Annotated in this window: 13 protein-coding genes; 5 read left to right on the top strand and 8 right to left on the bottom strand. The window is 56.1% G+C overall.

All coding sequences use genetic code 11. From position 1 onward, the window contains the following. Nucleotides 1-43 precede the first annotated feature (43 nt). Both ACR0BZ_RS16990 and ACR0BZ_RS16985 read right to left on the bottom strand, forming a co-directional pair. Entirely contained in the window at nucleotides 44-403 is a 360-nt protein-coding gene (locus tag ACR0BZ_RS16990; protein WP_480920815.1) for a hypothetical protein, read from the bottom strand. Nucleotides 404-414: 11 nt separating this feature from the next. Continuing rightward, on the bottom strand, nucleotides 415-1,176 hold the full coding sequence (locus ACR0BZ_RS16985) for a DUF6478 family protein (RefSeq protein WP_480920814.1): 762 nt from the start codon (nucleotides 1,174-1,176) through the stop codon (nucleotides 415-417). A 250-nt stretch (nucleotides 1,177-1,426) separates the two neighbouring features. Between ACR0BZ_RS16985 and ACR0BZ_RS16980 the strand changes: the two genes are divergently transcribed. Genes ACR0BZ_RS16980 through ACR0BZ_RS16965 form a run of 4 tightly spaced genes read left to right on the top strand, consistent with a single transcriptional unit; the run spans nucleotide 1,427 to nucleotide 7,675 of the window. Then, nucleotides 1,427-4,534, top strand: a complete 3,108-nt coding sequence (locus tag ACR0BZ_RS16980; RefSeq protein WP_480920813.1) for an ABC transporter transmembrane domain-containing protein — start codon at nucleotides 1,427-1,429, stop codon at nucleotides 4,532-4,534. After that, entirely contained in the window at nucleotides 4,527-5,411 is an 885-nt protein-coding gene (locus ACR0BZ_RS16975; protein ID WP_480483698.1) for a CPBP family intramembrane glutamic endopeptidase, read from the top strand. Before ACR0BZ_RS16980 ends, ACR0BZ_RS16975 begins: the two co-directional genes overlap by 8 nt. A gap of 60 nt (nucleotides 5,412-5,471) precedes the next feature. Beyond that, the gene (accD, locus tag ACR0BZ_RS16970; protein ID WP_209597255.1) at nucleotides 5,472-6,404 is read left to right on the top strand and encodes an acetyl-CoA carboxylase, carboxyltransferase subunit beta; all 933 of its coding nucleotides are present in this window, start codon (nucleotides 5,472-5,474) and stop codon (nucleotides 6,402-6,404) included. Next, nucleotides 6,401-7,675: a bifunctional folylpolyglutamate synthase/dihydrofolate synthase gene (locus tag ACR0BZ_RS16965; RefSeq protein WP_480920812.1), complete on the top strand. Its 1,275-nt coding sequence runs from the start codon at nucleotides 6,401-6,403 to the stop codon at nucleotides 7,673-7,675. Before accD ends, ACR0BZ_RS16965 begins: the two co-directional genes overlap by 4 nt. Nucleotides 7,676-7,736: 61 nt before the next feature. Here ACR0BZ_RS16965 and zapE read toward each other — a convergent pair whose 3' ends face one another. Further along, the gene (gene zapE, locus ACR0BZ_RS16960) at nucleotides 7,737-8,795 is read right to left on the bottom strand and encodes a cell division protein ZapE (RefSeq protein WP_480920811.1); all 1,059 of its coding nucleotides are present in this window, start codon (nucleotides 8,793-8,795) and stop codon (nucleotides 7,737-7,739) included. Nucleotides 8,796-8,944: 149 nt separating this feature from the next. Here zapE and ACR0BZ_RS16955 point away from each other — a divergent pair, with 149 nt between their 5' ends. After that, entirely contained in the window at nucleotides 8,945-10,180 is a 1,236-nt protein-coding gene (locus ACR0BZ_RS16955) for an MFS transporter (RefSeq protein WP_480506973.1), read from the top strand. A gap of 62 nt (nucleotides 10,181-10,242) precedes the next feature. Here the strand turns inward: ACR0BZ_RS16955 and mtnA are convergent, their stop codons facing one another. The 5 genes from mtnA to ACR0BZ_RS16930 all read right to left on the bottom strand — a co-directional run bounded on the left by mtnA (nucleotide 10,243) and on the right by ACR0BZ_RS16930 (nucleotide 15,238). After that, nucleotides 10,243-11,337 (bottom strand): S-methyl-5-thioribose-1-phosphate isomerase, encoded by a 1,095-nt coding sequence (mtnA, locus tag ACR0BZ_RS16950; protein ID WP_480920810.1) that lies wholly within the window; start codon nucleotides 11,335-11,337, stop codon nucleotides 10,243-10,245. A 122-nt stretch (nucleotides 11,338-11,459) separates the two neighbouring features. Continuing rightward, nucleotides 11,460-11,915: a YaiI/YqxD family protein gene (locus ACR0BZ_RS16945; RefSeq protein WP_480506972.1), complete on the bottom strand. Its 456-nt coding sequence runs from the start codon at nucleotides 11,913-11,915 to the stop codon at nucleotides 11,460-11,462. Continuing rightward, complete coding sequence (gene sthA, locus ACR0BZ_RS16940) at nucleotides 11,912-13,369, bottom strand: Si-specific NAD(P)(+) transhydrogenase (RefSeq protein ID WP_209507114.1); 1,458 nt, start codon at nucleotides 13,367-13,369, stop codon at nucleotides 11,912-11,914. Before sthA ends, ACR0BZ_RS16945 begins: the two co-directional genes overlap by 4 nt. Nucleotides 13,370-13,372: 3 nt before the next feature. Further along, a complete protein-coding gene (fghA, locus tag ACR0BZ_RS16935; protein ID WP_480483705.1) occupies nucleotides 13,373-14,206 on the bottom strand; it encodes an S-formylglutathione hydrolase in 834 nt (277 codons plus the stop codon). Between the two features lie 102 nt (nucleotides 14,207-14,308). Further along, entirely contained in the window at nucleotides 14,309-15,238 is a 930-nt protein-coding gene (locus tag ACR0BZ_RS16930; protein WP_480920809.1) for an AEC family transporter, read from the bottom strand. Nucleotides 15,239-15,312 lie beyond the last annotated feature (74 nt).

Here is a 15,312-nt window from a genome sequence, read left to right as displayed (position 1 = left end):
AGAGCGCGCATAACCGAATGGATGATCCGATTTCGCAAGCGTTTCAGCCGTCTCCGCGGCTTACCCGTCGGAACGCGCGTTTCAGCATATCCAACTCCGCGCGCAAAAGGTCCACTTCAGCCCTGAGATCATCGGCGGCGGGCTCTCCTGCTATTATGGAGAAACTCCCAATTTTATCGACACTGCCTGCGTCGACTATGACGAAGCTGTGCACGCCTTCGGACAGGGCTGTGACGGGTACTGGAACATACAGATTCCATCCGTTGTCTGTAGGTGAAAGCTCAACACCCTCCAGAGCTTTGCCCAGATATCGAACCTCCAAATCTGGCTGCCGTTCGGCCTCAACATGGCCGTGCCAAATACCGTTTTCGAACTGAATGAAAGTCAGGGATGGTTGTGTCATCTTTGATCGTCTCACAAGTCCGCGCGATGGAAGCGGCAAAACGTAAGGTCTCGCACACTCATACGGTTCATCTGCGGTTTCTCAAAAATAAGATCCAGCCAGATCTTTTCGATCCGACGGTCATTCAGAGGCAGGTGAGCCAGGTCGAAATCAACTGCGTTCACGGTGTCAGAAGGGTCTAGCTGCCGCAAAACCTGCTCCATGTTGGGCCCGTGCTGAACATTGAGACGTGCAAACACGCCAGACGGTTTCTCGCAGTCAATCAGGGTTTCCAACCGGATCAGATGCTCGCGTGTCAGGTCGCGGGCGACCTCACGCGGCAAATCGATTGATACCGACAGGAACGACCCCTCGAAGCCAAAGACCTCGACCTCCAGACTGAACGGGGCCAGATCACTTGCCCCCCGGTTGCGGATTTGCCGCACAGCGATTTCGGTCAATGGGCAGTCGTGAAATAAGCTGACCTGATCGTCCATTACCGTTTTACGGGGAACAGAGGCCATGCCGGATTGCAACAACGGCGCGCGCCACAGGTCGGGTCGCCAGCTCCAGTCGGTGCCGACAGGCCGGTGAAACTGAGTTGATCCCATTTTCGGGCGGAGCAAGCGCGCATCCGCCAGTTGGATAAGGCGATCCAGTTGCCCACGCAGACTGCGCGCCTGATCGCGTTTCACCCGCAACTCGGCCTGCGCTGAATCTGGCGCCTGCTGCACGGCCCGGCGCCAGCGGCCGAGCGTCCGGCGATGAATATAGCGATCCAGAATCCTGCGCATGGTCTCTTCGTCCGATAATGTCCTTCTTTAGTCAAAGAAATGAGTAGGAATAAACCCGCAATCACAAAAACACTACTTGAGCGCTACGTTTTCCGGTTGGTGGCTAAGCGTAAAAAAGATAGGTGCCGGATTAGGAGCCTGACCCCGTCAATTCTTGCAATACGTCGGGTCAATGCTTACCGTCTGTTTCCTAAAAATGGGTTACCCCTGAACAGCCAAACATCAGTTCAGCTATCGATAAGGCCAGGCTATGGAGCCCACATTATTTTCTTTTATTTGGAAGCATTCAAAAAAACAGCAACTTGTCCTGCTGCTGTTAACGGTCCTGTCTTTCCCGTTTCTGTATGCGTCGCTGGAGCTGCCTAAACAAATAATCAACGATGCCATCGGTGCGCCAGGCGATACGGTGACAATCTGGGGCATCACAGTGTCTCAGGTTCAGTACCTGATGATATTATGCTTTGCATTTCTGGCTACTGTAATTGCCAGCGGGTTGATGAAGATGCGCATCAATACGATGAAAGGCATCTTGTCCGAACGCATGCTGCGCCGTCTTCGCTATACCCTGATTCAACGCACGATGCGGTTCCCGAGATCCTATTTTGCTACCACCAGCCAAGGAGAGCTGGTCTCGATGATCACATCCGAGGCCGAGCCGATGGGCGGCCTTATGGGGGATGCGATCGCGCAACCGGTGTTTCAGTTTGGTCAGATGATGACAATCGTCACCTTTCTGTTCATGCAAAGCATCTGGTTCGGTCTGGCAAGCATCGCGCTGATCCCGCTTCAGGCCTGGTTAATTCCCAAGCTACAACGTCAGATCAACTTGCTGAACAAGGATCGTATTCAGGAGGTTCGGCGTCTGAGCTCGGAAATCGGGGAAAGTGCGGCGGGCATCAGTGACCTGCGCACGAATGGCGGTTGGCGGTATCGTCTGGCGCAGTTCAGTCACAGGCTGGGGACCTTGTTCGAGATCCGGTTCAAGATCTACAACAAGAAATTCTTTATGAAGTTCCTGAACAATTTGATCACTCAGATGACGCCATTCCTGTTTTATTCGGTGGGCGGATACCTGGCGATCACGGGCGAGGTGACAGTAGGTGCACTGGTTGCCGCGTTGGGCGCGTACAAAGACCTAAGCGGCCCCTGGAAAGACCTTCTGACCTACTACAACCAGGTACAGGACATGTCCCTGCGGTGGGAGGTGGTCACCGAAAGATTTGCCCCAGACAACATGATCCCCGAAGAGCTGTTCATCGGCGAGCCGGAAACCATCCCACATCTGACCGGTGATATCGAATTGCGCAATGTGACCGTTCGCGATGGCGACGGCAAAACCATTCTGGAAGACATTGATCTGACCATCCCACGGGGCGCGCGTGTGGCGATTCAATCCGCCCATGCGTCGGAACGTAGTGCGTTGGGCCAGTTGCTGACCCGCGAGGTTCTGCCTGTTCAGGGGGATGTGGTCATAGCTGGCCACAAGCTGGACGATTTGCACCAATCAGTTATCGCGGCCCGGATCGGGTATGCCTATTCACGCCCCTATCTGTTTGACGGAACTCTGGGCGATAACCTCATGATGCCGTTGCGCACCCACCCGCAACACGAGGCAGATGCCATAAGAACCCCGTCCCGTCGTCAGATCGAGTCTGTTCGGGCGGGTAACCCACCGGATTCGCTGGCAGATGAGTGGATCGATCCGGGGCTTGCCGGTCTGGACGATATCGATGGAATACGTGACTGGTGGTTCCAGCTGGTGGAAGCCATGGGGATTGACGAGTTCATGTTCCGGCGCACTCTGCGCTCCCAGTTTGATCCAGAAATACACCCTGTACTGGCACAGGAAATAGTCAGGCTGAGAGAAACCATCGCAGAACGGCTGAAAGAAAAAGGATTGGATCGGTATGTCTATAGGTTCGATCCAAACCAGTTTAACCCGGCCGTCCCGCTTGGGGGCAACCTGTTGTTCGCGGCACCGTCGCGAGACATATCTCCAGACATTCTGGCCGGAGACGCGCGGTTCGTGCAATTGCTCAGCGCCCATGATCTGGCAGATGACGCGATCAGCATATCGAATGCTGTCATGGATACTCTTGGCAAGACATTTGGGCGGGACGGGGCTGACCATCCTCTGTTTCTGCGGCTTGGCATGTCAAAGGACATGTATCATCGGCTGCTCGACATCCAGGACCGGCGCAAAGCCAAAGGGAATGCCGCGCTGAGCGATCAGGAGCGCGCCTTGCTACTGACAGTGCCTTTCCTTCTGACCGCGGAACAGATTGGCCCGGATTTCCCAGAGGAATACAAGGAAAAAATTCTTGCTATCCGCAAGACCCAAGCCGAACGGTTGCGTGGTGCAATGGACGGTTTGTTCATGTCTGTGGCGCCTGACATCTATGTGCCGCGCTTGACCGTGATGGAGAACGCGATCTATGGCCGGATATCGTTGATGGCGGGTGCCCATGCCGAAGATATCGAAGACATCGTTGCAGAGGCCATGAACGAAGCCGGTCTGCGCCGTCGGGCAGCGGCCATTATTTATGACCTTCCGTCCGGGCTGGGCGGCAACAACCTTCCAACCGTGTTTCAGGAGCGTGCCGCTTTTTCGCGCGCAGGCATCAAACGCCCCGACATCCTGATCCTGGACAAAGCACTAGCCAGCCACGACTCGGAAAGCCGGTTGCGCACGCGCCTGAAACTACGGGAACTGCTGCCCGATTCCATCATGATATTCATGGAGGATCATTTTGCACATCCCGAAGCCTATGACTTGTTTGTGGAAATCAAGGATGGACGGATCGACGGCGTCTCGCGAAGCAGACCAGCGCATGAGGACAGCACGTCGGACGATCTGAGCCGGAAACTCGAGATCCTGTCAGCAACGCAGTTGTTTTCCGGCCTGGATGGCAGAAACCAGCGGCTGCTGGCGTTTTCGGCGCAATGGTACGAGGCCAGCGCCGGGCAAGTCATTTTTTCCCGCGGTCAGGCGCCGGATGCGGCCTATTTGTGCATTTCAGGACAGGCCAAACTGGATTGGTCCAACGAGGATGGAACGAAACGTACAATCTCGATCATAGAACCCGGTCGGCTTATCGGAGACCTATCCATCATTACAGGGGAACCAAGGCAGCTGGATCTGGTCGCGACGGAAGATAGCAGCTTCTTGCGTATCGGCGCGGAAGAGCTGCGTGCCGTTGTTGAAAGTGACGCTTCGGTCGCTTTGCAGTTGCTGCAGACAGTTGCAGGGTATCTGACGACGCTCTCGAACAGAATCAGCGTGGCCCAGAACGCCGAAGACATGTTTCCACCCGTGACAGATGAAACGGTGCAGGAAGGTATTGGTAAGGATGCCTAGTGCGTATTCAGCTCATGCGCGTTTGATCGAAACAGCCCGCGCCAAACCCGAACTCTGGCGTCTATTGCTGGGGCTGGCATTGATCGCCGTGTTGGTCAGCGTTTTGAACCTGGTGTTTTTTACCGTGGTCGCGGGGTTGGGCTCAGCGAAGTGGGCTCAGGAACTTTTGCAAGGCAGCACACCTTTGGCGCTGCTTTTGTTGCTGGCCAGTTTCGGGTTTATCATTCTTGGCGTGGCAGTGGCCGCACGTCAGCTGCAGCACCGATCCTTAGGATCAATTTTCGGCCAGCGGGGTCTGGTTGCGGCCCAATTTCTGAAAGTGCTGAAAGCCCTGCTCATCTTGGGCGCTGTCGGTGTCTTGCTACCGCCCTACGGTTTGGGGGGATCTCTGTCAAAGAATCTGCCATTTTTAACATGGCTCTTGTTGCTTCCGGTCTCGGTATTGGTTGTCCTGATTCAGACCAGCGCCGAAGAAGTTCTGTTTCGAGGGTACATTCAGCAAGCCCTTGCCGCCAGGTTTCAATCGCCCGTCATTTGGATGGGGGTTCCGTCTGTTGTGTTTGCTGCTGGCCATTACACACCGGAACTGGCAGGAGAAAACGCAATTCTGTTTGTGCTGTGGGCCTTAATGTTTGGGATGCTTGCATCCGATCTCACAGCGCGATCAGGGACATTGGGGCCAGCTATCGCCTTGCATTTCTTCAATAACATCATCGCACTATTGTTCGTTTCCTTGCCGGACAACCTGAGCGGGCTGGCGCTTTTCTCGCTTCCGTTCGATGCATCTGACGCCGAACAGCTTCGTCCCTGGCTGGTGGTGGATTTGGCTGTGATGTTCGTATGCTGGCTGGCGGCGCGGCTTGCGATCAGGCGTTGATTGCATTTCTTCCCGTGGCGTCTTATTTGACGTCAACACCGCACAAGCCAAGGTTCCGACATGAACTGGATCACAAACTACGTCCGCCCCCGGATCAACTCGATCTTCTCTCGCCGCGAAGTGCCCGAAAACCTCTGGCAGAAATGTGACGAGTGCGGAACGATGCTGTTTCATCGTGAACTAGCGGAAAATCAGAACGTCTGTACCCAATGTGACCATCACATGGCGATTACCCCACGCGAGCGGTTTAATCACCTGTTCGACGGCGGAATTTTCACTGAGGTTGCAGTGCCAGCGCCAAAAGAAGATCCCTTGCATTTCCGCGACCAGAAGAAATACCCCGAGCGTATGCGAGCGGCGCAGAAAAAGACCGGCGAAAAAGAGGCGATGCTGGTTGCCAAAGGCGAAATCGGGCGCACACCTATCGTTGCGGCAGCGCAGGATTTCTCCTTCATGGGCGGATCAATGGGCATGTATGTGGGCAACGCAATCATCGCGGCCGCTCAAGAAGCGGTTAAGCTAAAGCGCCCACTGATCCTGTTCTCGGCAGCGGGTGGAGCGCGGATGCAGGAAGGTATACTCAGCCTGATGCAAATGCCGCGCACAACCGTGGCCGTCGAAATGCTGAAAGAAGCAAATCTGCCCTATATCGTTGTGCTGACCCATCCTACCACCGGTGGTGTGACGGCGTCATATGCGATGTTGGGTGATGTCCACATCTCGGAACCGAACGCGCTGATCTGCTTTGCCGGTCCCCGAGTTATCGAGCAGACGATTCGCGAAAAGCTGCCCGACGGCTTCCAGAGGGCCGAGTACCTGCTGGATCACGGGATGCTGGACCGTGTCACCAAACGTACCGAGATGCGTGACGAACTGATCACCATCACCCGGATGCTGATGAACCAACCGCCGGCGATCAAAGGTGACCTGCCAGCACCGACACCGGATGAAACGGCCAAGGTCGCGCAGGCCGAAGAGACCGGGAAAAAATGAACACCAAGACATCTGACGCCATCCTCGACCGGATGATGGCGCTACACCCCAAGATCATTGATTTGACCTTGGATCGCGTCTGGCGATTGCTGGCCGCCTTGGACAATCCGCAGCTCAAGCTGCCACCGGTTATCCATATTGCCGGGACCAATGGCAAAGGCTCGACCCAGGCCATGATCCGGGCGGGCTTGGAAGGGGCAGGGCGTTCCGTTCATGCCTACACCTCGCCCCATCTGGCGCGATTTCACGAACGTATCCGGTTGGCGGGCGAACTGATTTCAGAACCCGACCTGACTGCGGTTCTGGATGAGTGCTACGCGGCGAATGGCGGCGAAAACATCACGTATTTCGAGATCACAACCTGCGCTGCCTTGCTGGCCTTCTCTCGCTGCAAAGCAGATTACACTCTGCTTGAAGTCGGTCTCGGCGGACGGCTGGACGCAACAAATGTGATTGATGAACCGGCGGTGACAGTCATTACGCCTGTTTCAATCGATCATGAACAGTATCTGGGCGACACTTTGGGAAAGATTGCCGCCGAAAAGGCGGGAATTATCAAACCCGGTGTGCCATGCATCGTCGGCCCGCAGGAAGACGAGGCACTGGAGGTGATCGAGTACACAGCCGCCCGGTTGGGCGCACCGCTGCTTATACATGGCCAGCATTGGCACGTTCATGAAGAAAACGGGTGCTTGATCTATCAGGACGAAACCGGGTTGCGTGATCTGCCGCTCCCCAACCTGCTGGGTGCACATCAGTTCCAAAATGCCGGTGCCGCTTTGGCGGTTCTGCGTCATCTTTCAATGGGTGACACTGCCTACGAGGCTGCCGTGTCCAATGCCGATTGGCCCGCGCGTATGCAACGTCTCAAAACCGGTCCGCTGACCGAGCAAGCCCCCCAGGTCGAACTGTGGCTGGATGGAGGGCATAACGCGGCCGCAGGTATCGCGCTGGCCGATGTGCTGGCGAAAATGCCGCAACGTCCCACGCACTTAATCTGCGGTATGCTCAACACGAAAGACGTGACTGGGTATCTCGCGCCACTGTCCAGACAGGTTGCAAGTCTGACTGCCGTCTCCATACCGGGCGAGGCGGCCACGCTCAGCGCCGACGAAACCGCCGCCGCCGCCGCCAAAGTTGGCTTGCCCTCTTCGGTCGCTGCAAGCGTTTCGGATGCGTTGAAGGCAATCACGGATCAAGACCCACAGGCGCGTGTCCTTATCTGCGGCTCCCTTTATCTTGCCGGAAACGTCCTGCGCGAAAACGGTTAAGCTTCATCTTTTCGCAAATACTCCGGGGGAGGCGCGCGCAGCGCGACGGGGGCAGAGCCCCCTACTTCCCCCAGTTCTGGTCCTGCATTTCCCGCAGGCGCGACGCTGTACGCTCAAACTCAAAGGTGCCTTCACCTTCGACATACAACATCTCGGGCTCTGCCGCAGCCGAGCAGATCAACCGAACTTTTGCCTCGTAGAGCGCATCAATCAGGATGACAAAGCGCTTGGCTTCGTTGAAGTTATTTCTCGACAGACGGGGGATATCCTCAAGCACCAGCACTTTAATTGCTTCTGCGATAGCCAGATAGTCTGCCGGTCCCAGCATCCGGCCGCACAGGTCATAGAACGAAGCCCGTGCAACACCATTGCGAAATGCGGGCAGTTCGACAGCGCGGCCTTTGACCTGCAATATCAACGGATCGGCAGGACCGCCTGCAAGATCTTTCCAGACATCCCGTATTTTCTGCCGTGCTTCGGGCCCGATGGGTGTAAAATAGACCGGAGCACCCTCTAGTCTGTTCTGACGGTAATCCGTGGGCGATACCAGTTCCCATACCTGCAACTGGTCTTTGATATGGGCAATAAAAGGCAGGAACAATTGCCGGTTCAACCCATCCTTATACAGCGCGTCCGGATGCCTGTTCGACGTGGTCACGACAACAACGCCACCTTCATGCAGCAGGTCAAACAAACGGCCGACGATCATCGCATCCGTAATGTCAGTGATCTGCATCTCGTCGAAGGCCAGCAGGCGGACGGATTTCACCACCTCCTTTGCCACGGGTGCCAGAGCATCTTCGACGTTCTCTTTCCGGGCCTTGTGCATTCCGGCATGGATTTCCTGCATGAAGGCATGAAAGTGAACGCGCCGTGCGGGGACTTCACCCAGCGTGTCGACGAACATGTCCATCAGCATCGATTTACCACGTCCGACGCCACCCCACAGGTATAGGCCTTTAGGCGGAGGCGGAGCCTTGCGGAAAAACCCTCGTTTAACCGGCTCGGCCAGTGCCGCACGGATGCGCTCAAACTGGGGCAACACGGCTTCTTGAGCGTCGTCACGCGTCAGAGTTCCATCCTCGACGCGGGCTTCGTAGTGCGAAATCAGATCCGTCATGACCCAGAGCCTTACCCATGACCCAGCCCGTTGAAAAGAAGCCTTTTCCCTGACGTATCAAATTTGCTTATCCGTGACCTCAAATCTGTTGAATTGACGCAACCCGTAAATCCAGTACGGTCCGTCGGACCAAGCTACCCGAGGTCTCTATGCCGCAATCCACCCGCATGTTGAACCCGATCCTGATCGTTGGATGCATCATCATCACGGTCAGCTTTGCCGTGCGCGCGTCTTTCGGCGTGTTTCAGATTCCGATCGCCAGTGAATTTGGCTGGCTGCGCACGGATTTCTCATTGGCGATTGCAATCCAGAATCTGGCTTGGGGCATCGGTCAACCGATCTTTGCAGCTATCGCTGAGAAAGTAGGGGACCGAAAGGCCATTATCCTTGGCGCTTTGACCTACGCTGCCGGTATGGTGCTTTCAGCCTGGTCCGTCACACCTCTTGAACACCAAGTCTATGCGTGGCTGGTGGGGTTTGGCATTGCCGGAACCGGGTTCGGCGTGGTTTTGGCTGTGGTCGGTCGCGCGTCCTCTGATGAAAACCGGTCCATGTCGCTGGCCATCGTTACCGCCGCGGGCAGCTTTGGGCAGGTTCTGGGCGCGCCGACGGCTGAGTGGTTGCTGTCATTCCTGCCCTGGCAACAAGTCTTCGTCGTGTTTGCCGCTGCGATTCTTGCGCTTGTATTGACCTTGCCTTTCATGCGGGCGCCTCAACCAGCTTCAAAGGCAGAGTTGCAAGAAAGCATGGGAGAAATTCTGGGGAAGGCGTTCCGAGATCCTTCTTACGCTTTAATATTTATTGGGTTTTTTAGCTGCGGTTACCAACTTGGATTTATCACGGCCCACTTCCCCGCATTCGTGACCGAGATGTGCGGACCGATCCAAGCCGGCAGCGTGCTGCATTCCATCGGCATCACATCCACGTCCGCACTTGGCGCGGTATCGATTTCACTGATTGGTTTGGCCAATATCGCCGGGACTCTTTTGGCAGGTTGGGCGGGTAATCATTTTCCCAAGAAATATCTGCTGGCCTCGGTTTATGCCGGTCGAACGCTTGCTGCGGCGTTGTTCATCATTTTCCCGATAACGCCGCTGTCCGTCATTACATTCTCGCTGGTGATGGGGTCGCTTTGGTTGGCCACCGTTCCGCTCACGTCGGGTCTTGTCGCGCACCTCTATGGTTTGCGTTACATGGGAACACTCTATGGCATAATCTTCTTCAGCCATCAGGTTGGCAGCTTCCTGGGCGTCTGGCTGGGGGGGCGTATGTATGACCAGTATGGTGACTATGCCCTGGTCTGGTGGATCGGTGTGGCAATAGGGGCCTTCAGCGCCATCGTTCATCTACCTATCCGAGAGAACCGTCTGGCAGTCCCCGCCTGACGTGACGTTTCGCGCTCGACCTACGTGCGCGTGCCAGCGGTAACGCCGTGTGGGGTGTTAATCTAGCCGACTCGATCCGGAAACAATCCTGCAAGGCCTTCGGCCGAGGCGGCACAGACGCCGCGTTCGGTGATAAGCCCCGTCACCAGCCGGTTGGGTGTGACATCAAAGGCAGGATTGCCACCTTTCGTCCCGTTCGGGGTGACGCGAACATCGGCAATATCCCCCTGTCCATCCACGCCCATGACATGGGTCACTTCTTTTTTATCGCGTTCTTCGATTGGGATTTCCGACACTCCATCCCGAACCGTCCAGTCAATCGTGGGCGAGGGCAGGGCGACATAAAACGGAACCCCGTTGTCCCGCGCCGCCAAGGCCTTCAGGTAGGTGCCGATTTTATTGCAGACGTCGCCTTGTGCCGTGGTCCGGTCTGTACCGGTGATGACGGCGTCAACCAAACCATGTTGCATCAGGTGACCGCCTGCATTGTCCACGATGTAACGATGGGGAATGCCGTGTTCGCCAAGTTCCCAGGATGTCAGCGCCCCCTGATTTCGTGGTCGGGTCTCATCCACCCAGACATGAAGCGGAATGCCCGCGTCATGCGCGTGATACATCGGGCTTGTCGCCGTTCCCCAATCCACCGTTGCCAGCCAACCGGCATTGCAATGCGTCAATAGCCGGACCGGTTCACCTGCGGGCTTGATGGCTGCAATTTCTTTGATCAGTTGCAGCCCATGGCGACCTATCGAGGCATTGATCTCAACATCTTCGTCAGCAACCTCCTGTGCCATTGCCCAGGCCCGTTCGGCACGGTCACTTGGGGCAAGTGGCATCAGCGCGCCGCGGCATCTGTCCAAGGCCCATCGCAGGTTGATTGCCGTTGGCCGGGTCGCGTGCAATACGTCATATGCGGCATCGAACGAAGCGTCAGAGCTGTCACGGGACATCTGTTCCGCAATTCCAAACGCGGCTGTTGCACCAATCAGTGGCGCACCCCTGACCCACATGTCGCGGATCGCTGTCGCAAATTCATCCAGCGTTTTCAGGGTAACCACCCGAAAGTCATGGGGCAGCCATCGCTGGTCGATAATCCGAACCCCACCTGCCGATTTGTCCCACCAAATCGACCGGTAATGAGCACCCTGTACTTTCATAATTCGGTCTCCGTTTGCGAATAGCCTGATCAGAAGTCTTTCGCAGCCTGCGTTCTTTCTGCGGGCTTGTAAACGGGCGTTTCTGGTTGCAGGCTCGCATTTTAGCTTGCCGATGATTGCACTTATCCTCGGGTCGCCGCGCGAAGTTCCCGCTCTAAGGCGTCCAGAAACCTTGAACGATCGGCTTTGTTGAATGGTCGGCCGCCGCCTCCGGCCCCAAGCGGATTGGCGGCCCGAAGGTCAGCCATCAGATCACGCATTGCCAATTGCTGGCCTATGTTGGCTGCCGTAAAGGCCTCGCCGTTCGGGCGCAAAACTCGGGCACCCGCTTCGACGCATTTCGCAGCTAGAGGGATATCGGAGGTAACAACTACATCCCCTGCGCCGCAGCGTTCTGCTATCCATTTGTCGGCTTCGTCAGCGCCTTCCGAGACCACGACGACCTGAGCCAACGGGTTTGCTGACGGTCGAAGACCGCCATTCGACACCAGTGCCATAGGCACCTTGTGTCGCGTTGCAACCCGTTCGGCCTCGGCCTTTACAGGGCAGGCATCGCCATCGACATAGAGCGTTGTCACGCCTTTTTGGCCTCTTTTTTCTCTGGTTCAGCAGGTTTTTTCCGCACCTTGAATTCGTCCGGGATCGGCATCCGGTTGAAAGCATCCAGCCCGGCGATCTTGTAAGCCTCGGCCAGAGTTGGATAGTTGAACGTGTTCTGAACGAAGTAATCGACAGTGCCCTTTAGATTCAGCACCGCCTGAGCGATGTGGATCAGTTCGGTCGCACCTTCGCCCACAATCTGCACGCCCAAGACACGGCGGGTTTTAAGCGAAAACAGCATCTTCAGCATGCCGTGTTCCAGCCCCATGATATGCCCGCGCGAGGTTTCGCGGAATCGGGCCACACCGACCTCATACGGAATGCCACGTTCCTGAAGTTCTTCCTCGGACATGCCGCAGGTGGAAATTTCGGGAACCGAGTAGATGCCATATGGGTACCATGGGCTTTCCGGCAGTGTAGGTGTCTCGAGCGCATGGCAGGCAGCCACACGCCCTTGCTGTAATGAAGTCGAGGCCAGCGAAGGGTGACCGATCACATCCCCGGTCGCGTAGATATGCGGAACCGCGGTCTGATATGTCTTGCGGTCTACCTTGATCCGATTGCGGTGATCGGTTTCCAGTCCAACTGAGTCCAGATTGAGTTTCGATGTTGCGCCCATGCGCCCGGCTGCAAACAGCAGCATTTCGGCCCGCACGTGACGCCCGTTTTCTAGGGTCACTTCGACGTGCTCGCCCGCATCTTCAATCTTTTCGACAGCCGATCCCAACCTCAGATCAACACCGTTTTCGCGGATTTGATGGGTGAAATCATGGATCAAGCGGCTATCGATGAAGTCCAGAAACGTATCCCGCGGCTCGATCAGCGTCACCCGAACGTCCAGCGCCGAGAACATCGTGGCGTATTCGACCCCAATGACCCCGGCACCGATAACAACCAGTGAACGCGGGATTTCCGCCATTTCCAGAAACTCGTCGCCATCGACCACGGTCTTGCCGTTAAACGGAACATAATCGGGGCGGTAGGTCTTGGTTCCTGTCGCAATCAAAAACTTGGCGGCCGTTACACGTGTGGTCTCTCCGGCATCGGTGGCGACTTCCACTTCATGTGGCCCGACGAACTTGGCTAAACCGTCCAGAGTATCGACGTGGTTCCGGTTGAACTGATGTTCCAACACATCGACCTCGTGATCGAGGGTCATGTGCAGGCGGGCTTTCAGATCTTCGGCGCGGATCTGGTCCTTGACCCGATAGGAACGGCCATAAAAACTGCGCTCGCGCCAGCCCGACAGGTTCAGAACCGTTTCGCGCAATGTCTTGGATGGGATAGTTCCGGTGTGAACGGACACCCCACCAAAACGGTCTTTTCGGTCAATCACCAGAACCCGTCGCTTGAGCTTGCCAGCCTGAATGGCCGCAGAACGCCCCGAAGGCCCGGACCCGATGATGACCAGATCATAGTCGTATTTGCTCATATCTCAGTCTCCGTACAGCGCTTCGGCGTGGAAAACGATGTGATCTTCCATGAAGGTAGATACGAAGAAATACGAATGGTCATACCCCGGCTGGAGGCGGAAGGTTGCTTGCTGGCGACGCTCAGCGATGGCTTGGGCAAGCGCTTCTGGGCGCAGCAGGTCCATGAACTGATCATTGGTGCCCGTATCGATCAGGATGGGGCCGTCGAAACCGGTTTCTTTCATCAACAGGGAAGCATCGTGTTTGGCCCAAAGGGATTCATCATCCCCCAGATACGCGCCCAGCTGTTTGCGCCCCCAGTCAGCGCCCGTCGGGTTCGCGATGGGTGCGAAGGCCGAAACCGAGCGGTACCGTCCTGGAAGGTTCATGGCCAACGTCAATGCACCATGCCCGCCCATGGAATGACCCGTGATGGCCTGACGTTCGCTATCGATGGCAAAGCTTTCGAACAGCAGGGTAGGCAATTCGTCGGCAATGTAGTCCCACATCCGGAAATGCGGTGCCCAGGGCTCCTGCGTGGCGTTCACGTAGAACCCAGCGCCCTGACCCAAATCGTAGTCGTCATGATCCGCAACACTTTTACCGCGTGGCGAAGTGTCGGGAAATACCACTGCAATGCCTTGTTCCGCAGCCCAAGCTTGTGCGCCGGCTTTTGTCATCGCGTTTTCATGGGTGCAGGTCAGACCAGACAGATACCACAAGATCGGAACCGGGCCATCTTTCGCCTCGGCCGGAAGAAAAAGGCCAAACGTCATGTCGCATTGGCATGTCGACGAAGCATGGCGATACACGCCTTGCACTCCGCCGAAACAGGCATTTTCCGAAAGGGTTTCCATTAGGCATCGTCCTTATTCTAGAGTCGCAACATGGCTAACGATCCACGGACCCGGCGTAAAGTCCGAGTGCCTTTGGAGTGAGTATTTTTGAAAGGGTGAAGGTCAGGGGGTACCTAGAGCCGCAATAACAAGTGGTATGGTGACAATGCTGACGAGCGTCGACAGTAAAATAGCAGCCGAGGCGCGCTGTGGGGCAATGCCGTAATGCGCGGCCAGCATATAGACATTTCCTGCTACGGGCAGAGCTGCTGCTGCAATTGCAACGCTTGCCGGGAATGTTTCGATCGGGATCAGCCAGATCAGGGCGATTGCTACGAAAAGCGGGTGGAGCACTAGTTTGCAGAAACTCAACCAGGCAGCGATTTGAATTCTTTCCGCGGATTTGCTTGCCAAGGAAGCGCCGATGGCAAAAAGTGCTCCGGGGGTTGCGGCACCACCCAGAATGTCAAGAAAGCTGTTCAACGGATCGGGAACCGGGATTTGCAGGGATGACCAGACGAGCCCGGCAGAGATCGAGACAATCATCGGGTTCTTGAGCAGACCCATTCCAATCAGTTTGAATGTGGCTGGGGTCAGCCTGCCGTCGCGCCCACCGTTGATCAGGATCACGATCAGAGACGAGAATACCACCAGATCTACGGTCAGGACCAGCATGACCGGGCCAATAGCAGCTTCGGTGAACAGCAGCGCGAGCATTGGCAGGCCAAGAAAGCCAACGTTCCCAATAGCAGCGCATTGTGCCTCAACCGCCGAAGTAGGCACGTCAAGGCCGCGTATCCACGCTATGCAAGTTGCTATGCCATAAACAGCAGCGGTGCCTATGAGATAACCGAAGATCAGTCTTGCGTTGAAAATCTCGGCAAAGGGCAGGGTCGCTGCAAATCGAAACAACATTGCCGACAGCGCGAAGAAGAAGACGAACTTGGTTAGATATGCGGTTGCTTCGGCTGTAAAGAACCGTGTGCGCCCAGCCCAAAAGCCAAGGCCGATGATTGCAAAAAAGGGAAGTGTACGCAAAAAGATATCGGCCATGGGCCAAGTCCTAGCACGGTTTGAAGCCGTCGCAAGAGCCCTGGGCCACAATTAGAACATTGGCAGATATCAGC

This window comes from Ruegeria sp. P8 (genome assembly GCF_056534665.1).
Note: the sequence above shows the minus strand (reverse complement) of the source record. Positions and strands in the feature narration are given on the sequence as shown.